The sequence below is a fragment of the Streptomyces sp. NPDC050485 genome (genome assembly GCF_044458185.1).
Classification (GTDB): domain Bacteria; phylum Actinomycetota; class Actinomycetes; order Streptomycetales; family Streptomycetaceae; genus Streptomyces.
In genome coordinates, this window is the sequence record NZ_JBITHR010000020.1 from 34,235 (window position 1) to 52,704 (window position 18,470).

The following is an 18,470-nucleotide window of genomic DNA, read 5'->3' on the forward strand; positions in this document are numbered from 1 at the left end:
CCCCTCCGCGTTAACGAACGTTACGTCGGGGCCGATCCTAGGCTTCGCGGCGGTGCAGGAGCCAGGGTTCCACGACGCCCAGGCCGCGCACCGGGCGCTGCCACATGGGCTGGAGTGCGAAGCGGTACGCGGGGGGCTCCTCGCCCTCCTTCTCGGCGGCCGCGGCGTCCTCTGCGGCCTGCGCCTCGGAGACGGGGGCGTCGCCGGTACGGGCGAGTTCCTCGGCGAACGCTCCGTCGACCAGGACGGCGTCCTTCGGGGCTATCGAGGTGAGCCGGCTCGCGAGGTTCACGGTCGTGCCGAACACGTCGCCCATCCGGGTCGTGACCGTGCCGAACGCGATGCCCACGCGCAGGGCGGGCATCGTCTCGTCGCCCGCCATGGTCTCGATGAGCCGCAGCGAGATCTCGGCGGCGGTCCCGGCGTCGTCCGCGGCGAACAGGACTTCGTCGCCCAGCGTCTTGATGAGCCGCCCGCCGTGCGCGGCGACCAGATCCGCCGCGGTCGTCTCGAACGCCTCGACCAGCTCGCCGAGCTCCTCCTCCTCCAGGCGCCGGGTGAGCCGGGTGAACCCCACGAGGTCGGCGAAGCCCACCGCCAGGCGGCGGTCCACCATCTCCTCGTCGTCGGCGGCCTGCACCACGCGCCCGGTGGCGGCGGCGAGCTGGCGCCGCCAGACGTAGACGAGGAACTCCTGGAGCTCGGGCAGGAGCAGTTCGACCAGGGGGTACGTGACTTCCGTACGGGTCATGCCGGGCTCGGGCGGCTCGGTCAGGCCCTCCAGAAAAGAATCAATCTGCCATTCGGCCAGCCGGGCGGTGGTCTGCCCGGTGGAGCGGGCCACCTGCACCGCCATCGGCTCGCTGAGCAGCCCCGCCTCCACGAGTCCGGCGAGCCGCCGCAGGGCGAGCACGTCCGCCTCGGTGAGCGCCTTGGCCTGCCCGATGTCGGCGAACCCCATGGCCCGCCAGAACCGGGACGCCAGCTCCATGGAGACCCCGGCGGTACGGGCCGCCTGGAAGGGGGTGTAGCGCCGGTCCGCACCGAGGATCAGCTGCTCAAGCCGGATGGCGAGCGGGTCGTCGGTCGGCTCGGCGGTGTGGTCGACGGCGTGGTGCGGGGTCGGATACGCGGAGGTAGGGGGATCCGAGGGGGTGCCGGCGGAGCCGCCGTCGCCGATACCGGCGTCCGCACCGGACCGTGTCTCGTCGACGGTCACCGGCCGCCTCCTGCCCGTTGCCTGCGCACTGCCCTGCCGATCTGTCGCTGGATCGGCCTCAACGATACGGCAGGTGTGCCGTAGCTCACGTCCGCTCCCCCGGGGAGCTGGCCGGGGCCGGTTCTCCCACCCGCCCGCCGGGTTCAGCCCCCTGCGAAGGGCGGGTGGGAAGAGAAACGGGGCCGCTTACGGCGCCGCAGGGCGCAGGTGGACGATGTCGCCCGCCGCGACCGGCCGCTGGACACCCTCGGACGTGGCCAGGACGAGCCGCCCATCCCCGTCCACCGCCACCGCCTCACCCTGTACCGACTGCCCCCCGGGCAGCTCCGCCCGCACCGTGCGGCCCAGCGTCGCGCAGGCCGCCGCGTAGGCCTCCTGGAGCCCGGACGCCGCCGGGTCGCCGGATGCCGCGCGCCACGACCCGTACCACTCCTCCAGCGAGCGCAGCACCGCCCGCAGCAGGGTGTCGCGGTCCGTGGAGACGGCCCCCGCCAGCGCGAGGGAGCCCGCACCCGGCACGGGGAGTTCGTCGGCGCGCAGGGTGACGTTGAGGCCGATGCCGACGACGACGCTCTCCGAACCGGCCCGCTCCGCGAGGATCCCGCCCGCCTTGCGCTCCTCGGCGTCCACCGAGACCAGCAGGTCGTTGGGCCATTTCAGCGCCGTGTCGACGCCCGCCGCGCGCGCAAGGCCGGTCGCCACCGCGACCCCGGTGAGCAGCGGCAGCCACCCCCAGCGCTCGACCGGCACCGACTCCCCCGGCTTCAGCAGTACGGAGAAGAAGAGCCCGGAGCGGGCCGGCGCCGACCAGCGCCGGTCCAGGCGGCCGCGCCCGGCGGTCTGCTCCTCGGCGACCAGCACCGCCCCCTCCGCCAGCGCGTCCGCCTTCGCGGCGAGGTCGGAGTTGGTGGAGCCGGTCGCGGTCACCACGTCAAGCGAGGTCCACAGGGCGTCCGGCCGCAGCAGGGCGCGGCGCAGCGCGGTGACGTTCAGGGGCGGCCGGTCGAGGTCGGACCAGCGGCTGTCGGATGCGTCCGGGGGTGTCATGCAGCCAGGTTAGGCGGCAATTGCAAGGCCACCGGGGTGTGGCCAACGCCGCACTGCCGAACCGTATCCCCGCCACTACCCTACGAGTCAGTAGCCACCATCCCCGTGACCAGGCAGGGAGCCGCATCCCGATGTCCGAGCCGGAAAAGCACGACGCCGCCGCCGACGCTAATGACATTCACACCACCGCCGGAAAGATCGCGGACCTTCAGCGCCGTATCGACGAGGCGACGCACGCCGGCTCCGCGCGCGCGGTCGAAAAGCAGCACGCCAAGGGCAAGTTGACGGCCCGTGAGCGGGTCGAACTGCTCCTGGACGAGGGCTCGTTCGTGGAGCTGGACGAGTTCGCCCGGCACCGTTCGACCAACTTCGGGATCGAGAAGAACCGCCCGTACGGGGACGGCGTGGTCACCGGTTACGGGACCGTCGACGGCCGCCCGGTGTGCGTCTACTCGCAGGACTTCACCATCTTCGGCGGTTCGCTCGGCGAGGTGTACGGCGAGAAGATCGTCAAGGTCATGGACTTCGCGCTGAAGACCGGCTGCCCGGTCATCGGCATCAACGACGGCGGCGGGGCCAGGATCCAGGAGGGCGTCGTCGCCCTCGGCCTGTTCGCCGAGATCTTCCGCCGGAACGTGCACGCCTCGGGCGTCGTCCCGCAGATCTCCCTCATCGTCGGACCGTGCGCAGGCGGCGCCGTCTACTCGCCCGCCATCACCGACTTCACGGTCATGGTCGACCAGACCTCGCACATGTTCATCACAGGACCCGACGTCATCAAGACGGTGACCGGCGAGGACGTCGGATTCGAGGAGCTCGGCGGCGCCCGCACCCACAACACCACGTCGGGCGTGGCGCACCACATGGCGGGCGACGAGAAGGACGCGATCGACTACGTCAAGTCGCTGCTCTCCTACCTCCCTTCGAACAACCTGAGCGAGGCCCCGGCCTTCCCCGAGGAGGCCGATCTCGAAGTCTCCGACGAGGACCGGGAGTTGGACACGCTCATCCCGGACTCCGCGAACCAGCCGTACGACATGCACACGGCCATCGAGCACGTCCTGGACGACGGCGAGTTCCTGGAGACCCAGGCCCTGTTCGCGCCGAACATCATCACCGGCTTCGGCCGCGTCGAGGGCTACCCGGTCGGCGTCGTCGCCAACCAGCCGATGCAGTTCGCGGGCTGCCTGGACATCAACGCCTCCGAGAAGGCGGCGCGGTTCGTCCGCACCTGCGACGCGTTCAACGTCCCGGTCCTCACCTTCGTGGACGTACCGGGCTTCCTGCCGGGCGTCGACCAGGAGTACGGCGGCATCATCCGCCGCGGCGCCAAGCTGATCTACGCCTACGCCGAGGCGACCGTCCCGCTGATCACCGTGATCACCCGCAAGGCGTTCGGCGGCGCGTACGACGTCATGGGCTCCAAGCACCTGGGCGCCGACCTCAACCTGGCCTGGCCGACCGCGCAGATCGCGGTGATGGGCGCGCAGGGCGCGGTCAACATCCTGCACCGCCGCACGATCGCGGCGGTCACGGATCCCGAGGAGGCGGAGACCACCCGCGCCGAGCTGATCGCGGACTACGAGGACACCCTCCTCAACCCGTACATCGCGGCCGAGCGCGGCTACGTCGACGCGGTGATCATGCCGTCGGAGACCCGCGCGCACATCGTGCGCGGCCTGCGTCAGCTGCGGACGAAGCGGGAATCCCTCCCTCCGAAGAAGCACGGCAACATCCCCCTCTAGCCCCCCAGCAAGGAGCCGCTGTGATCAAGGTCGTACGGGGCAATCCGACCCCGGAGGAGCTGGCCGCCGCACTGGCGGTGGTCCAGGCGCGCGCCGCGGCGACGGCTTCGGCCGCGCCCGGTGCGCCGCTGCCGCCCGAGGGCTGGTCCGACCCCGCGCGCATCGCCCGCCGCACCCTGCCGAAGCCGGGCACCCGCTCCTGGGCCCGGACGTACTGGCCGGCCTAGGCGGCGAACGACGGCGGCCGGACCCCAGGTGGGGGTCCGGCCGCCTTGTTGATGTCGAACAAGCCGCACAAGAGGTCCGCGAGGGCGTCTCAGAGAACCTTGGCCAGCGCCTCAGCCATCGCGCGGTAGCCCGCGTCATTGGGGTGCAGGGCGTCGCCCGAGTCGTAGGCCGCGGCGAGCCGGTCGGGGTCGGTCTTCGAGGCGAGCGCCTTGTCGAAGTCGACCACCGCGTCGAACGCGCCGGAGCCGCGGATCCAGTCGTTGACCTCGTCGCTGACCCGGGCCGAGTGCGCGCCCCAGTGGTCGGAGCCCTTCAGCGGAAGCAGCGTGGCGCCGACGGCCTTCAGCCCCCTGCCGTGCGCCTGGCGGATCAACTCCCGGTATCCGGCGATGAGTTCGGCACTGGAGACGACGGGTGCGGGCTTGTATGTGGGCTGCGGCTTCGGGCCCTTCTGGGCTTCACTGAAGCCGATGTCGTTGAGGCCTTCGAGGACGACGACGGTGGACACACCGGGCTGGTCGAGGACGTCGCGGCCGAACCGCGCGGTGGAGCGTTCGCCGTACCAGGCCGAGTCGTTGAGTACGAGGTTGCCGCCGATGCCCGCGTTGACGACGGGCCTGCCGGTCTGTTCGGCGAGGGCGTCGGAGTAGCGGTGGTTGGCGCCCGGGGTGGAACCGAAGCCGTCCGTGATGGAGTCCCCGAACAGGGCGATGCCGTCGCCCCTGGCCCGGCCGCCGACCTCGACTCCGGACAGGTAGTACCAGGACTGGGTGGACTCGGTGAAGGCCCGGCCCGACGCGTCGGCGCGGTGGTCGCCCTCGGCCCGGAAGGTGTCGGCGAAGCCCTGCGCGTGGAAGGTGGCGGGGCCGGTCGTCCCGGCGAAGTAGAGCGTGAGGGTCACCGACTCCAGGGGTTTCAGGGCGAGTTGGGCGGCGTCGCTGCGCAGTTCGCCATGGGCGGGGATGCTCACGGACTTCTTGCCGCCGAAGGTCAACTCCCTTGTGGAGCCGGGCTGGACGTCCGCACCCCGGCCGGTCCGGGCGATGGTGGCGCCGGTGATGGTGAGCGGTGAGGTGCCGTAGGCGTTGGAGAGCCGGATGCGGGCGCGGTCGCCGCCCTCGGTGACGCGGACGACCTGGCGCACGCTCTGGTGCGAGAAGCCCTCCTGCGACCAGTTGGGGGTGAACCCGGTGGCCGGGAGCTGCGGGGACGCGGCCCAGGCGGCACCCCAGCCGACCGGCTGCGCGGCGGACGGCTGCGCGGAGCCGAGCAGGGCGAGCGCGGCTGCGGCGGCGGCCAGCGGGGCGGCTGCGCGGCGGACGGACGCGTTCATGTTCGTGTTCACCTTCATGGCGGATCTCCCCCATCTGGAACGACCAGGCCAGAACAATCAGGGACCATTAATGGTTTGCTGGTTCCGTTAGTCAGGACAGTAGCAGTCCGCAACGACTAATGGAACCGTGAACCCGTTTACCGATCGGATACGGGCAGGCCGCAGGTGAACGATGGATGAAGTACCGGTCCGGAATTAGTCAATTGGCACCGGTGCGCCTGAGTACGGGTACTCAGGCGCGCCAACGGCCCGGGTCGCACCATCGATTGCATGCTGTGGTCAGACCCGAAGGACGAGCCGCCCAAGGAACTGCGGGACGCGCAGGCGATGATGCGCCGGGCGGGCCTGCTCCTCGCCCTGGCCATGGTCGTGGCGATGATCGTCGTCAGCATCCACTGAGCCCCGGCAGCCCCCCGTACGGGCGCCGGCTGAGCCCCGGGTCACCCCTGGCGCCCCCCGCGTGGGCGCCTACGATGGCGCTCATGACTGCTCAGCCTGCCCAGCGCCGCCTCGTCCTCGCCTCCCAATCGCCCGCCCGGCTCGGGCTGCTCCGCCAGGCCGGTCTGGCCCCCGAGGTGATCGTCAGCGGTGTGGACGAGGACGCGGTGACCGCGCCGAGCCCCGCAGAACTCGCCCGCGTACTCGCCGAGGCGAAGGCGGCGGCGGTGGCCGGGCGCGGCGAGGCCGCCGGGGCACTGGTCATCGGCTGCGACTCGGTACTCGAACTCGACGGCGAGGCGCTCGGCAAGCCCGCCGACGCCGAGGACGCGACGGCCCGCTGGAAGTCGATGCGCGGCCGCGCGGGCATCCTCCAGACCGGCCACTGCGTGATCGACACGGCGACGGGTGAGCGTGCGTCGGCGACCGCCTCGACGGTCGTACGGTTCGGCGACCCCACGGACGCGGAGATCGCGGCGTACGTGGCGAGCGGTGAACCCCTTTACGTGGCAGGCGCGTTCACCCTCGACGGCCGTTCGGCGCCCTTCGTGGACGCCATCGAGGGCAACCACGGCAACGTCATCGGGCTCTCGCTGCCGATGCTGCGCCAGCTGCTCGGCGAGCTCGGCATCTCGATCACCGACCTCTGGGTGTAGCGGCGCGGCGCGCGCCGGGGGGCGTCAGGCGGCGGCCGGGGCGCCGTCGTGGGCGCCGGGAGCGCCGTCCTCCGGCTCGGGCGCCGGGTGCTCCTGCACGTACGCCAGGAGTACGTAGACGATCAGCGCGAGCACGACCATCAGGAGGGCGAAGGCGGTCCAGCCGACGAGGCCGACCGTCAGCGCGCCGAGTACGCCGTGCGCCACAGCGCAGGAGATCACCGCGATGCGGCCGAAGCGGCCGGGAGCGCGGTCGCGTATGCCGATGACCAGCAGGACGACTCCGCAGCCGGCGAGGAAGAGGCCGAACAGCCCGCCCGCGACGAAGGCTCCGGTGGATATCGCCTTCGGGTCGATCCCGGCGAGGGACATGTGCTGATGGCCGGCGACCGTGCCGAGCACCCAGTTGACGAGCACGATGCCGCAGGCCTCGGCGAAGAGAATGAGCGCGGCCACGATGGCGATCGGTCTGCGCAGCATGGCGCTGCACCCCCTGTTACCCCTAGTACGTCGACAGGGCGCACGCTACATGGGGGTCCCCCCTGCTCTTCAAGAGCTTGGGGGCCAGTAGTACTTCGTACAAGGGTCCGGACAGGAACACTGGCCGATCTTCGCCCCGAGGTGCGGCACGCGGGGGCCCGGCCGCAAAGAATCATGCGGCCATTCGTAGGGACTCCACAAAGAAACGCGGGGTGCTGCTGGCCGCCGGGACAGAGACCTTGACCACACCACACCGCTACTGTGCGGTACGGGAGCCAGGCGTACCGTGGTGCGACAAGGGATTTCGCGACTTGAGCGCGCCTCGAATCACACTCCGTGTGGGCAAGCTCACCATTGGGGATGGGTCGTAAGCCAGTGTGCGGCTTCCCTAAACTCAGCTTGTTTCAAGGAGGGAGCCATCGTGCGCAAGGTGCTCATCGCCAACCGTGGCGAAATCGCTGTCCGCGTTGCCCGGGCCTGCCGGGATGCCGGAATCGCGAGCGTAGCCGTCTACGCCGATCCGGACCGGGATGCACTGCATGTCCGGGCAGCGGACGAGGCGTTCGCCCTGGGCGGTGACACCCCGGCCGCCAGCTACCTGGACATTGCCAAGGTGCTTGCTGCCGCCGCCGATTCGGGCGCGGACGCCATCCACCCCGGCTACGGATTCCTGTCGGAGAACGCCGAGTTCGCCCAGGCCGTCCTGGACGCGGGCCTGACCTGGATCGGCCCGCCGCCGCAGGCCATCCGCGACCTCGGCGACAAGGTGGCGGCCCGTCACATCGCCCAGCGCGCGGGGGCACCTCTGGTGGCCGGTACGCCGGACCCGGTGTCGGGTGCCGACGAGGTCGTCGCCTTCGCGCAGGAACACGGCCTGCCGATCGCGATCAAGGCCGCGTTCGGTGGCGGCGGGCGCGGGCTGAAGGTCGCCCGCACCCTTGAAGAAGTTCCCGAGCTGTACGAGTCCGCGGTGCGCGAGGCCGTCGCGGCCTTCGGGCGCGGTGAGTGCTTCGTGGAGCGCTACCTCGACAAGCCGCGTCACGTCGAGACGCAGTGCCTGGCCGACTCGCACGGCAACGTCGTGGTCGTCTCCACGCGTGACTGCTCCCTCCAGCGCCGCCACCAGAAGCTGGTCGAGGAGGCCCCCGCGCCGTTCCTCAGCGAGGCGCAGAACGCCGAGCTGTACGCCGCCTCCAAGGCGATCCTGCGCGAGGCCGGTTACGTCGGCGCGGGCACCGTGGAGTTCCTGGTCGGCACCGACGGCACGATCTCCTTCCTGGAGGTCAACACCCGCCTCCAGGTCGAGCACCCCGTCACCGAAGAAGTCGCGGGCATCGACCTGGTCCGCGAGATGTTCCGCATCGCCGACGGCGAAGAGCTCGGCTACGGCGACCCCGTCCTGCGCGGCCACTCCTTCGAGTTCCGCATCAACGGCGAGGACCCGGGCCGGGGCTTCCTGCCCGCGCCCGGCACGGTCACCAAGTTCGCCGCCCCCTCCGGCCCTGGCGTCCGCCTGGACGCGGGCGTGGAGTCCGGCAGCGTGATCGGCCCCGCCTGGGACTCGCTGCTCGCCAAGCTCATCGTCACCGGCGCCACCCGCGAACAGGCGCTCCAGCGCGCCGCCCGCGCGCTGGCCGAGTTCGAGGTCGAGGGCATGGCCACCGCCATCCCCTTCCACCGCGCGGTCGTCGCCGACCCGGCGTTCACCTCGGACCCCTTCAGCATCCACACCCGCTGGATCGAGACCGAATTCGTCAACGAGATCCCCGCGTTCACGGCTCCGGCCGACGTGGAGACGGACGAGGAGCCGGGCCGCGAGACGGTCGTCGTCGAGGTAGGCGGCAAGCGGCTTGAGGTCTCCCTGCCGTCCTCCCTGGGCATGTCCCTGGCCCGTACCGCCGCTGCCGGTGGCGCCAAGCCGAAGCGGCGCGCGGCGAAGAAGGCGGGTTCGGCGGCGTCCGGCGACACCCTCGCATCCCCGATGCAGGGCACGATCGTCAAGGTCGCCGTCGAGGAGGGCCAGGAGGTCAAAGAAGGCGACCTGATCGTGGTCCTCGAAGCCATGAAGATGGAGCAGCCGCTCAACGCACACCGCTCCGGCACGATCAAGGGGCTGTCGGCGGAGGTCGGCGCGTCGGTGTCGTCCGGCGCGATGATCTGCGAGATCAAGGACTGATTCGCCCCCGCGTAACGCGAGGAGCCCCGGCCGCAGTTCACGGCCGGGGCTCCTTCCTTTTGACGCCCTGTGTTCGGGTGTGAAAGGAGGCCTAGCGCCAACCCCGCGCGGGAGGGCGCGTCAGCGGGGCGCGCGGGATTACGGCAGGAGGGTGAAGGGCTGGGGCGTCTTGGGGCGGACGACGCTGAAGTGACGGCGGTCCAGGGTTGCGATGGCGTCCGCGCCGAGCCGCTCGGCGATGGCGAAGACGGAGGCGTCGACCGCGCCCAGGGGGAAGTCGGCGTACTTCTCGACCAGTTCGACCATGCGGTCGATGTCTGCGGCAGCCAGCGGGATCAGACTGACCTGCCCGAGGCTCACGGAGCGCAGGAAGGCGGCCTCGGCGCGGGTGCCGTGCTCGCGCTCCAGGAGGTAGCAGACCTCGGTGAGGACCGGGTAGGGCACGAGCAGCGGGCGCGGAGTACGCCGCATCAGCTCGACACAGCGCGCATGATCCTGATCGTCGGCATCGGCGGCGGCGACCAGCGCTCCGGTGTCCCAGATGATCACTAGGTGTCACGTCCCAGCTCGGCGCGCAGGATCTCGCCGGAACGAGCGGCCAGGTCGCCCTTGCCGCTGGACAGCGCGCCGACGAAGTCAGGCAGCGGCCACTCCTCCCCCCCGTCGTCGGCGGGGGTGCTCTCCCGCACCAGGGCGAGTATCGGCGCGACCTGCGACTCCGGCAGGCGGTCGATCAGCTCGTGCAGTTCTTGCCGCAAGGTGCTCATAAGACCAGGATAGGGACAACCGCCGAGCACGGGAAACGTCGGAGCCGGTTGGTCTGCCGAAACCAAGTGGTCTAGATCTCTGACGGAGCGCTGACGACGGAGGTCGGGCGCGTCGGTGTCGTCCGGCGCGATGATCTGCGAGATCAAGGACTGATTCGCCCCCGCGTAACGCGAGGAGCCCCGGCCGCAGTTCACGGCCGGGGCTCCTGCGTTTGGGTCAACTCCACACCAGGGTGCGCCAGTTGGACGGTCAGACGGTGCCGAACTCTCCGGCCTTGACGCCTGCCACGAAGTCGGCGAACGCACCGGCAGAGAGGTCGAGAACCGGACCGCGCCGGTTCTTTGAGTCACGGACAGGGACCACGCCGCGCGAAGCGACGAGGTTGGCGGCGACCTCAACGCAGTTACCGCCGTTGTTGCTGTAGGAGGATGTGAACCAGCGGGGGGTTTGGTCGGTCGTCACGGGGTGCCCTTTCGTACCTCGTTGATCATGGCCACGGATGCCGCCTGCGACAGCGCTTCGGCCTGTAGTTGATGGTAGGTCGTCAGCATGGGGAGCACGGAGGTGGTGTCACGGTCCAGGTGCCCTTGCGTCTGAGACTCGGCATAGGCGACGACCGATCGGTCAGGCATCGTCAGCAAGTTGACCGGCAGGTCGAACGGGCGGAGCTCGCCTATGTCGAACGGCGCCACCTGTAGCACCGTGGTGGGGTGAGCGGCGAACTCGACCAGTCGCTCAAGCTGCGCGTCCATGACCTCGCGCCCTCCGATGGGTCGCCGGATGCAACTTTCGTCCATCACCACCATCACCATGGGGGGACGTTGCCGCTCCAGAGCCTCTTGGCGCTCTGCCAGGAACGCGACTCGCTCGGCGGCTTGCTCGGGCGTGATCGCCCCCCGTCGTACGGCGCTGTCCGCCAACACGCGTGCGTAGTCCGGTGTTTGCAACAGCCCTGGGATGATGCCGATTTCGTACAGCCGGATCTCAACTGCCCGTCCTTCATGCCCAACGTACTCCGGGAAGCCCTCCAGCAGCGCGCCGTGCCGGAGCTCGCGCCACTCGCGCTCGAACGCGTCCCCGGTTCCTAACGCCACGTCAGCACGACGCGCAAGGCGCAAGGTTGGCAGCTTGCGACCAGTTTCAACCGATGAGATGTGCGTACTGGAATACCCCATCTGCTCGCCCAGGTGGTCCTGGGTCCAGCCGTGCTCTGCGCGAGACCTGCGTAGACGCGCTCCGAACGCAGCTTGCGGAGAGCTTTCCGGGTCCAACTCCTTGACGTTCAAAGGGCTGACACCAACCTTTCGTCCTTTCCTGACACGTTGAATGGTCCCCGACTCTAAGCCACGCTGAACACCCCTGGTAGCGAAACCGCTACAGAGAGGAGCTGCGGTGTGTGCGCAGGACGTTTCCACAGACAGGCAGGAACCCGCCCGTGTCCCGGATCCCGGCACGCTCATGGTGGACATCAGCCGTGGTGGCCGTGTTGGAGAGTTCCGGGGAGTCGCCGGCCCGTACTGGTCACTCCGCCCGATGAACGGGGGAACCGAATGGGAGGCGGAACCGGCGACGGTCCGTCCCGCGACCGCCATGGAGCGGCTCGGCGCCGAGAACACGCGGTGCAATGCCCGGAGTCGGGGAGACGTGCTGTGAAGCCCGTCGAGTACCGATGCAACGTCCGAGCGACGCTACGGGTCGAGGGACGCAGCATCGCGATGCTGATCAACTCTCACGGCACCCCATCGGCGCTCCTCGCCGCGTCATGGCTGCGGGGTCAAGCTGACTGGTGTGCGGGCCAGTTGGGCCGCGACGACGTATCGAGCAGGCAGCTCCAGGCATGGCTGCGCAACGACACCGCGCAGTGGGCGCTGTTCGCGGCTCTGATGGCGGGCGAGGCCGCCCACGTGCGGGTCTGCCGAGGCGGATCCAGCGTGGAGTTGCATGCAAAACGCGTGGTCAGCGCATCGGCCCTCCCCACTGCCTGACTTGGGCGCGGGCCAGACAATCGCGCGGGATACTCCGCGTTCGACGGTGAAGGAGAGTGCGCAGTGGATGTCACAGTGGCCAACGGCGGAGACAAGCTTCCGGGCGAGCCTTACCCCGGACCGCATCAACCACCAACCCCTGATAGCGGCCCCGGTGTTCCGAACCCTCCGAAGGCCGGATAGCCGGTGACCGACAACGCACACCAGGACCGCCCCAGTCGTACAGAACTGGGGCGCGTCCTCATGTCCCAAGGCGTGCTCTCTTCCGATTGGGCACCCGCGTTCGGTGCCGTGCCGCGCTCGGCCTTCCTGCCAGACCTCATCTGGCCCTTCGACATGAAGACGGGACAGAGTGTGCCCGTCTCCCGGTCGCAGGAGCCGGAGCGCTGGTATCAGTACGCCGACGCTGATGTACCGATCGTCACGCAATGGGACGACGGCGCCCACTCCGGCGCTCAGCCCGGACACGTCTCAACCAGCTCCGCGTCCATGCCGAGTGTCGTTTTCTCGATGCTCCGGGACCTGGGCGTGCGGCCCGGAGACCGCGCGTTGGAGATCGGCACCGGCACCGGCTGGAACGCCGCGCTGCTCGCGTATCGGCTGGGCGCCGGGCAGGTCGTCTCCGTGGAGGTGGACGCAGCCGTAACGACAGCCGCCCGCAAGGCACTTGAGGGCGCTGGCGCGGGCGTTCACGTCATCTGCGGCGACGGCTTCAGAGGCTGCGCCGAGGCAGCACCGTACGACCGGATCATCGCCACGTGCGGGCTTCGGTCGATCCCCTTCGCGTGGGTGGAGCAGTGCCGACCCGGTGGAGTGATCGTGGCCCCCTGGGGCACGCACTACACCCACGGGGACGCGGTGGCCCGATTGGTCGTCTCCGGCGATGGGCGGAGCGCGTCGGGCGGGTTCACGGGCCCGGTCGAGTTCATGAAGCTGCGCGATCAGCGCCGACCACTCGTGTCCCATTCCGCGTACGTTCCGAACGGCGTGGCCGAAGGCGATGAGTCTGCTACCGCCATCACGGAAGGCGAGTTCATGCGCGGACGTTTCAGCCCGCAGGAGTTCGCCCTGGGGCTGTGCGTCCCTGATTGCGTGCTCACCGTTGACGAGAAGCGCGAGGGTGCCCGGCCGGTCTGGTTCTACGGCCTGTCGGACCGTTCGTGGGCCTGCGTCCAGTTCCGTGAGGGGGACACGGCCCGGGTCTGGCAGTCGGGGCCTCGCCGCCTCTGGGACGAAGTGCACGCCGCGCTGCTGTGGTGGAACGGTCGGAGTCGGCCCGGCTTCGATCGTTTCGGACTGACCTTGAACAGTGCGGGGGAACATGCCTGGCTGGATACGCCGGACCAGCTCGTACCGGTCCGCTCGGGGAGGTAGTCCCGAGGGGCCCACGCGCCCCGGGTGGCATGCTGGGGGCATGGCAGGCATCCCCAGCGCCACCCCCCGGCCCCTCCGCGCCGACGCCCGGCGCAATCACGAGCGGCTCCTTGCCGTCGCCCGCACCGCCTTCGCCGAGCACGGCACGGACACCTCCCTGGAGGACGTGGCCCGGCGCGCCGGGGTCGGCATCGGCACGCTGTACCGGCACTTCCCCACCCGGCACGCCCTGCTGAGCGCGGTGTTCCAGAGCGAGGTGGACGTACTCCTCGTACGGTCACGGGAGTTGCTGGCCGCCGAGCAGCCCTGCACCGCGCTCATCGAGTGGCTGCGCGCCATCATCACGCACGCGGGGGTGTACCGCGGGCTCGCCCGAGCCCTCATGTCGGCCTCGCACGACGCGAGTTCGGCGCTCGCGCAGTGCAGCGAGCCGATGCGGGAGGCGGGCGGCGCCCTGCTCGTACGGGCCCGGGACGCCGGAGCCGTACGCCCCGGCGTCACCATCGCCGACCTCATGCAGCTGACCAACGCCATCGCGCTCGCGGCCGAACAGGCCCCGGACGACCCGGAATTGGCCGACCGGCTACTTGCGCTGACGTACCGGGGCCTGAAGAAGTAGCCCCTGCGCAGGTCGGCACTCGCACACCGTCACCGAACCCGCACCACTAACGCCGCCGCAGGTCCGCCACCCGCGCCCGGTCCCCCGGCGTCTGCTGCTCCCCCATCGCCGCGGCGCTGCGCAGTTGCGGGCCCGAGCCGGGGGCGTGGCTGCGGCGCTGGCCGGGCAGCGGCATGTCGCGGCGGGGCGGGCGGCCGGGCGGCGGGGCCTCCGCGCCCGCGCCCGACGGGCCCGCCACGGCGATCTGCACCCCCTGGTCGGCCAGCGCCTGCAACTCCGTGGCGGCCCGGTCGTCGTGGCCCGGCGGCTCGTCGGTGACGAGGCGCGTGATCACGTCGGTCGGGACCGTCTGGAACATGGTGTCGGCGCCGAGTTTGGTGTGGTCGGCGAGGACCACCACCTCGGCCGCCGCCTGGACCAGGGCGCGGTCCACGCTGGCCGAGAGCATGTTGGAGGTGGACAGGCCGCGCTCGGCGGTCAGTCCGCTTCCGGACAGGAAGGCCCGGGAGACCCTGAGGCCCTGGAGGGACTGCTCGGCACCACTGCCCACCAGGGCGTAGTTGGAGCCGCGCAGGGTGCCTCCGGTCATGACGACCTCGACCCGGTTGGCGTGCGCCAACGCCTGTGCCACCAGCAGGGAGTTGGTGACGACGGTCAGACCGGGGACCCGCGCGAGCCGGCGGGCCAGCTCCTGCGTGGTCGTCCCCGCGCCGACCACGATGGCCTCGCCCTCTTCGACGAGACCGGCGGCGAGGTCGGCGATGGCCGTCTTCTCCGCGGTCGCTAGATGGGATTTCTGCGGAAAGCCGGATTCGCGGGTGAACCCGCCCGGCAGGACCGCACCGCCGTGCCGGCGGTCGAGGAGTCCTTCTGCCTCCAGCGCCCGCACGTCCCGCCGTACGGTCACTTCGGAGGTCTGGACGACGCGGGCGAGCTCACGGAGCGATACCGCCCCGTTGGCGCGCACCATTTCGAGGATCAATTGGCGACGTTCTGCAGCGAACACGAAACTGACAGTAACTTGAGCGGCCGAATGTTTTCAGCAGTTTGCGCCGAATAACAGAAGGTGCACCCAAAGGGGGTCACTGAGTGGTATACGCCTTCCAGGCGCCCCGAAGGCCCCGCCTCCCACTCGGCAACCCCCTGTCCCACCAGGGGAGTTACGCCTCGCCGGCCTTCTTTCGGGTGTGCAACTGCCGGGCCACTTCGGCGATCGAGCCCGACAGCGACGGGTACACGGTGAACGCATTCGCGATCTGTTCCACCGTCAGATTGTTGTCGACCGCGATCGAGATGGGGTGGATCAGTTCGCTGGCGCGCGGTGCGACGACGCAGCCGCCGACGATGATGCCGGTGCCCGGACGGCAGAAGATCTTGACGAAGCCGTCCCGGATGCCCTGCATCTTGGCGCGCGGGTTGCGAAGCAGCGGCAGCTTGACGACCCGGGCCTCGATCTTGCCCGCGTCCACGTCGGCCTGCGTGTAGCCGACGGTCGCGATCTCGGGGTCGGTGAAGACGTTGGAGGAGACCGTCTTCAGGTTCAGCGGGGTCACCGCGTCGCCCAGGAAGTGGTACATCGCGATCCGGCCCTGCATGGCGGCGACCGAGGCCAGCGCGAAGATGCCGGTCACGTCGCCGGCCGCGTACACACCGGGCGCGGAGGTGCGCGAGACCTTGTCGGTCCAGATGTGGCCGGACTCCTTGAGGCGTACGCCCGACTCCTCCAGGGCCATGTTCGCGGTGTTCGGGATCGCGCCGACGGCCATCAGGCAGTGCGTGCCGCTGATGACGCGGCCGTCGGAGAGGGTGACCTCGACGCGGTCGCCGACGCGCTTGGCGGACTCGGCGCGCGAGCGGGCCATGACGTTCATGCCGCGGCGGCGGAACACGTCCTCCAGGACGGCGGCCGCGTCCGGGTCCTCGCCGGGCAGCACCCGGTCGCGGGAGGAGACGAGGGTGACCTTGGAGCCGAGCGCCTGGTACGCGCCGGCGAACTCGGCGCCGGTGACGCCGGAGCCGACCACGATGAGCTCCTCGGGGAGCTCGTCCAGGTCGTACACCTGCGTCCAGTTGAGGATCCGCTCGCCGTCCGGCTGGGCGTCGGGCAGCTCGCGCGGGCTGCCGCCGGTGGCGATGAGGACGGCCTCGCAGGTGAGCATCTCCTCGGTGCCGTCGGCGGCGGTGACGATCACGTCGCGGGTGCCGTCGATGCCCTGCGGCCCGGCGAGCCGGCCGCGCCCGCGCATGACCCGGGCGCCCGCGCGGGTCACGGAGGCGGTGATGTCGTGGGACTGGGCGAGCGCGAGGCGCTTGACACGCCGGTTGACCTTGCCGAGGTCCACCCCCACGACCCGGGCGGACTGCTCCTCGGGAGGCGTGTCGTCGGCGACGAGGATGCCCAACTCCTCGTACGAAGAGTCGAAGGTGGTCATCACCTCGGCCGTCGCGATCAGGGTCTTCGACGGCACGCAGTCGGTCAGCACCGACGCCCCGCCCAGACCGTCGCAGTCCACGACGGTCACCTCCGCACCGAGCTGGGCGCCCACCAGGGCCGCCTCGTATCCGCCCGGTCCGCCACCGATGATCACGATCCGCGTCACGAAAAAGTCCGCCTCGTAGTGTCGATCCCGGCCTGCCTGCCCGCCCGGCCGGGGGTCCGGGGCGGGGCCCCGGGGGAACGCAGTACGTACCTCATTGTCCCGCACGCTTCAAGTGTTCTCGCCACGGGGGCGTCATTCGGCCGCCGTGGCGGGATGCGGCGGGGCCGTGGTGCGGGCGGGCCGCGCGAAGTGCCCCCACGGGTCACTGTCGTACCCTCGACACCATGTCGCTCTACGCCGCGTACGCCGGCAACCTGGATCCGCGGCTGATGACCCGCCGCGCCCCGCACTCACCGCTGCGCGGCACCGGCTGGCTCAACGGCTGGCGCCTCACGTTCGGCGGGGAGCAGATGGGCTGGGAGGGCGCCCTCGCGACCATTGTCGAGGCGCCCCGCTCGCAGGTCTTCGTCGCGCTGTACGACATCGCGCCGCTCGACGAGGAGTCGATGGACCGGTGGGAGGGCGTCGGCCTCGACATATATCGCCGGATGCGGGTGCGGGTGCACACGCTGGACGGCGAGGAGCCGGCCTGGCTGTACGTGCTGAACGGGTACGAGGGCGGGCTGCCCTCCGCGCGGTACCTGGGCGAGCTGGCCGACGCGGCCGAGTCCGCGGGCGCGCCGCACGACTATGTGATGGAGCTCCGCAAGCGCCCCTGCTGAGCCCGCCCGCGGCCCGCCGTCGGTCCGGTCCCTGCTCAGGGGCTGGATCCGGCCGTTCGCGAGCCGGCTCTCGTGCGAAGCCACAAAGGCGGCGGCCAGGTCCGTTATCCTGCACATCTACGCGCGTAGGACTTCAGCGGTTACGCTCGTGCGCGTAATTCTTCTTTACCGGGGGAAAACCCCCCGGACCCGGCCGGACAGTCACCGGGCGGGACGACGTTCCTTCGCGAGGCGAGAAACCCAGTGAACGCATCTGCCACCCCGGACCTGCTCCAGGACGACCCCCACGCCGCCGCCGACGCCGCCGCCGCGCGCCTGCGCGAGCTCACCGGCGCCGAGACCCACGACGTCGCCCTGGTGATGGGCTCCGGCTGGGCGCCGGCCGTCGACGCCCTCGGCGCCCCCGAGGCCGAGTTCCCCGTGACCGAGCTGCCGGGCTTCCCCCCGCCGGCCGTCGAGGGACACGGCGGCAAGATCCGCTCGTACAAGATCGGTGAGAAGCGCGCGCTGCTCTTCCTCGGCCGTACGCACTTCTACGAGGGCCGCGGCGTCGCCGCCGTCTCGCACGGCGTGCGCACCGCCGTCGCCGCCGGCTGCAAGACCGTCGTGCTGACGAACGGCTGCGGCGGTCTGCGCGAGGGCATGCGCCCCGGCCAGCCGGTCCTCATCAGCGACCACATCAACCTGACAGCCACCTCGCCGATCATCGGCGCCAACTTCGTGGACCTCACCGACCTGTACTCGCCGCGGCTTCGCGCGCTGTGCAAGGAGGTCGACGAGACGCTGGAAGAGGGCGTGTACGTCCAGTTCCCCGGCCCGCACTACGAGACCCCGGCCGAGATCAACATGGTGCGCGTGCTCGGCGGCGACCTGGTCGGCATGTCGACCGTGCTCGAAGCCATCGCCGCCCGCGAGGCCGGTGCCGAGGTCCTCGGGATCTCGCTCGTCACCAACCTCGCCGCCGGTCTGACCGGTGAGCCCCTCAACCACGAAGAGGTGCTCCAGGCGGGCCGCGACTCGGCGGCGCGCATGGGCGAGCTGCTGACCCGGGTGCTCGACCGCATCTGACCTTCGCGAAGGCACCCGCCTTCACGGAAGCCCCCGCCTTCGTGAACGCCCCCGAAAGCCCTTCCCGCAAGC

The 18,470-nt window shown here is 70.6% G+C and carries 21 protein-coding genes; 11 read left to right on the plus strand and 10 right to left on the minus strand.

What is annotated here, in order from left to right:
- Positions 1 to 37: 37 nt before the first annotated feature.
- Together ACIBK6_RS31640 and ACIBK6_RS31645 are read right to left on the minus strand one after the other, a co-directional pair.
- Entirely contained in the window at positions 38 to 1,219 is a 1,182-nt protein-coding gene (locus tag ACIBK6_RS31640; RefSeq protein WP_399054993.1) for an adenylate/guanylate cyclase domain-containing protein, read from the minus strand.
- A gap of 186 nt (positions 1,220 to 1,405) precedes the next feature.
- A complete protein-coding gene (locus ACIBK6_RS31645) occupies positions 1,406 to 2,266 on the minus strand; it encodes a biotin--[acetyl-CoA-carboxylase] ligase (RefSeq protein ID WP_399054995.1) in 861 nt (286 codons plus the stop codon).
- Between the two features lie 131 nt (positions 2,267 to 2,397).
- Between ACIBK6_RS31645 and ACIBK6_RS31650 the strand changes: the two genes are divergently transcribed.
- Together ACIBK6_RS31650 and ACIBK6_RS31655 are read left to right on the plus strand one after the other, a co-directional pair.
- Positions 2,398 to 4,011, plus strand: coding sequence for an acyl-CoA carboxylase subunit beta (locus ACIBK6_RS31650; protein WP_399054997.1), 1,614 nt, complete (start codon positions 2,398 to 2,400; stop codon positions 4,009 to 4,011).
- A gap of 20 nt (positions 4,012 to 4,031) precedes the next feature.
- The gene (locus ACIBK6_RS31655) at positions 4,032 to 4,238 is read left to right on the plus strand and encodes an acyl-CoA carboxylase epsilon subunit (RefSeq protein ID WP_399054999.1); all 207 of its coding nucleotides are present in this window, start codon (positions 4,032 to 4,034) and stop codon (positions 4,236 to 4,238) included.
- 89 nt (positions 4,239 to 4,327) lie between these two features.
- On the opposite strand, the gene ACIBK6_RS31660 is transcribed toward ACIBK6_RS31655, so the two are convergent.
- The gene (locus tag ACIBK6_RS31660) at positions 4,328 to 5,590 is read right to left on the minus strand and encodes an SGNH/GDSL hydrolase family protein (protein ID WP_399055001.1); all 1,263 of its coding nucleotides are present in this window, start codon (positions 5,588 to 5,590) and stop codon (positions 4,328 to 4,330) included.
- Positions 5,591 to 5,842: 252 nt separating this feature from the next.
- Here ACIBK6_RS31660 and mmpB point away from each other — a divergent pair, with 252 nt between their 5' ends.
- Positions 5,843 to 5,971 (plus strand): morphogenic membrane protein MmpB, encoded by a 129-nt coding sequence (mmpB, locus tag ACIBK6_RS31665; protein ID WP_399055003.1) that lies wholly within the window; start codon positions 5,843 to 5,845, stop codon positions 5,969 to 5,971.
- An 83-nt stretch (positions 5,972 to 6,054) separates the two neighbouring features.
- On the plus strand, positions 6,055 to 6,666 hold the full coding sequence (locus tag ACIBK6_RS31670; protein WP_399055005.1) for a Maf family protein: 612 nt from the start codon (positions 6,055 to 6,057) through the stop codon (positions 6,664 to 6,666).
- A gap of 24 nt (positions 6,667 to 6,690) precedes the next feature.
- Here the strand turns inward: ACIBK6_RS31670 and ACIBK6_RS31675 are convergent, their stop codons facing one another.
- Positions 6,691 to 7,146, minus strand: coding sequence for a hypothetical protein (locus ACIBK6_RS31675; RefSeq protein ID WP_399055007.1), 456 nt, complete (start codon positions 7,144 to 7,146; stop codon positions 6,691 to 6,693).
- A gap of 421 nt (positions 7,147 to 7,567) precedes the next feature.
- Here ACIBK6_RS31675 and ACIBK6_RS31680 point away from each other — a divergent pair, with 421 nt between their 5' ends.
- Positions 7,568 to 9,322: an acetyl/propionyl/methylcrotonyl-CoA carboxylase subunit alpha gene (locus ACIBK6_RS31680; protein ID WP_399055009.1), complete on the plus strand. Its 1,755-nt coding sequence runs from the start codon at positions 7,568 to 7,570 to the stop codon at positions 9,320 to 9,322.
- Between the two features lie 138 nt (positions 9,323 to 9,460).
- Here the strand turns inward: ACIBK6_RS31680 and ACIBK6_RS31685 are convergent, their stop codons facing one another.
- The 4 genes from ACIBK6_RS31685 to ACIBK6_RS31700 form a co-directional block, all read right to left on the minus strand.
- Positions 9,461 to 9,871 (minus strand): type II toxin-antitoxin system VapC family toxin, encoded by a 411-nt coding sequence (locus ACIBK6_RS31685; RefSeq protein WP_399055011.1) that lies wholly within the window; start codon positions 9,869 to 9,871, stop codon positions 9,461 to 9,463.
- A complete protein-coding gene (locus tag ACIBK6_RS31690) occupies positions 9,871 to 10,089 on the minus strand; it encodes a hypothetical protein (protein ID WP_399055012.1) in 219 nt (72 codons plus the stop codon). The genes ACIBK6_RS31685 and ACIBK6_RS31690 overlap by 1 nt, the downstream gene beginning before the upstream one ends.
- A gap of 250 nt (positions 10,090 to 10,339) precedes the next feature.
- Positions 10,340 to 10,552 carry a DUF397 domain-containing protein gene (locus tag ACIBK6_RS31695; RefSeq protein WP_399055014.1) on the minus strand — a complete coding sequence of 71 codons (213 nt, stop codon included), beginning with the start codon at positions 10,550 to 10,552 and terminating at the stop codon, positions 10,340 to 10,342.
- Positions 10,549 to 11,376: a Scr1 family TA system antitoxin-like transcriptional regulator gene (locus ACIBK6_RS31700; protein ID WP_399055016.1), complete on the minus strand. Its 828-nt coding sequence runs from the start codon at positions 11,374 to 11,376 to the stop codon at positions 10,549 to 10,551. The genes ACIBK6_RS31695 and ACIBK6_RS31700 overlap by 4 nt, the downstream gene beginning before the upstream one ends.
- A 106-nt stretch (positions 11,377 to 11,482) precedes the next feature.
- Between ACIBK6_RS31700 and ACIBK6_RS31705 the strand changes: the two genes are divergently transcribed.
- The 4 genes from ACIBK6_RS31705 to ACIBK6_RS31720 all read left to right on the plus strand — a co-directional run bounded on the left by ACIBK6_RS31705 (position 11,483) and on the right by ACIBK6_RS31720 (position 14,068).
- On the plus strand, positions 11,483 to 11,743 hold the full coding sequence (locus ACIBK6_RS31705; protein WP_399055018.1) for a hypothetical protein: 261 nt from the start codon (positions 11,483 to 11,485) through the stop codon (positions 11,741 to 11,743).
- 62 nt (positions 11,744 to 11,805) lie between these two features.
- Positions 11,806 to 12,075: a hypothetical protein gene (locus ACIBK6_RS31710; RefSeq protein ID WP_399055021.1), complete on the plus strand. Its 270-nt coding sequence runs from the start codon at positions 11,806 to 11,808 to the stop codon at positions 12,073 to 12,075.
- A gap of 186 nt (positions 12,076 to 12,261) precedes the next feature.
- Positions 12,262 to 13,449: a methyltransferase domain-containing protein gene (locus tag ACIBK6_RS31715; protein ID WP_399055023.1), complete on the plus strand. Its 1,188-nt coding sequence runs from the start codon at positions 12,262 to 12,264 to the stop codon at positions 13,447 to 13,449.
- A 40-nt stretch (positions 13,450 to 13,489) separates the two neighbouring features.
- Positions 13,490 to 14,068: a TetR/AcrR family transcriptional regulator gene (locus tag ACIBK6_RS31720; RefSeq protein WP_399055024.1), complete on the plus strand. Its 579-nt coding sequence runs from the start codon at positions 13,490 to 13,492 to the stop codon at positions 14,066 to 14,068.
- A gap of 46 nt (positions 14,069 to 14,114) precedes the next feature.
- Here ACIBK6_RS31720 and ACIBK6_RS31725 read toward each other — a convergent pair whose 3' ends face one another.
- Positions 14,115 to 15,074, minus strand: coding sequence for a DeoR/GlpR family DNA-binding transcription regulator (locus ACIBK6_RS31725; protein WP_399055026.1), 960 nt, complete (start codon positions 15,072 to 15,074; stop codon positions 14,115 to 14,117).
- Positions 15,075 to 15,228: 154 nt separating this feature from the next.
- Complete coding sequence (locus ACIBK6_RS31730) at positions 15,229 to 16,668, minus strand: NAD(P)H-quinone dehydrogenase (RefSeq protein WP_399055028.1); 1,440 nt, start codon at positions 16,666 to 16,668, stop codon at positions 15,229 to 15,231.
- Between the two features lie 224 nt (positions 16,669 to 16,892).
- Between ACIBK6_RS31730 and ACIBK6_RS31735 the strand changes: the two genes are divergently transcribed.
- Positions 16,893 to 17,330, plus strand: a complete 438-nt coding sequence (locus tag ACIBK6_RS31735) for a gamma-glutamylcyclotransferase (protein ID WP_329463393.1) — start codon at positions 16,893 to 16,895, stop codon at positions 17,328 to 17,330.
- A gap of 243 nt (positions 17,331 to 17,573) precedes the next feature.
- Positions 17,574 to 18,398 (plus strand): purine-nucleoside phosphorylase, encoded by an 825-nt coding sequence (locus tag ACIBK6_RS31740; protein ID WP_399055031.1) that lies wholly within the window; start codon positions 17,574 to 17,576, stop codon positions 18,396 to 18,398.
- Positions 18,399 to 18,470: the final 72 nt, after the last annotated feature.

Excerpts from the sequence above, each read along its gene's own strand:
- ACIBK6_RS31690 (WP_399055012.1), bottom strand. The coding sequence starts at position 10,089 with ATGAGCACCTTGCGGCAAGAACTGCACGAGCTGATCGACCGCCTGCCG.
- ACIBK6_RS31720 (WP_399055024.1), top strand. The coding sequence starts at position 13,490 with ATGGCAGGCATCCCCAGCGCCACCCCCCGGCCCCTCCGCGCCGACGCC.
- ACIBK6_RS31710 (WP_399055021.1), top strand. The coding sequence starts at position 11,806 with ATGCTGATCAACTCTCACGGCACCCCATCGGCGCTCCTCGCCGCGTCA.
- ACIBK6_RS31660 (WP_399055001.1), bottom strand. The coding sequence starts at position 5,590 with ATGAAGGTGAACACGAACATGAACGCGTCCGTCCGCCGCGCAGCCGCC.
- ACIBK6_RS31675 (WP_399055007.1), bottom strand. The coding sequence starts at position 7,146 with ATGCTGCGCAGACCGATCGCCATCGTGGCCGCGCTCATTCTCTTCGCC.
- ACIBK6_RS31645 (WP_399054995.1), bottom strand. The coding sequence starts at position 2,266 with ATGACACCCCCGGACGCATCCGACAGCCGCTGGTCCGACCTCGACCGG.
- ACIBK6_RS31735 (WP_329463393.1), top strand. The coding sequence starts at position 16,893 with ATGTCGCTCTACGCCGCGTACGCCGGCAACCTGGATCCGCGGCTGATG.
- ACIBK6_RS31650 (WP_399054997.1), top strand. The coding sequence starts at position 2,398 with ATGTCCGAGCCGGAAAAGCACGACGCCGCCGCCGACGCTAATGACATT.
- mmpB (WP_399055003.1), top strand. The coding sequence starts at position 5,843 with ATGCTGTGGTCAGACCCGAAGGACGAGCCGCCCAAGGAACTGCGGGAC.
- ACIBK6_RS31670 (WP_399055005.1), top strand. The coding sequence starts at position 6,055 with ATGACTGCTCAGCCTGCCCAGCGCCGCCTCGTCCTCGCCTCCCAATCG.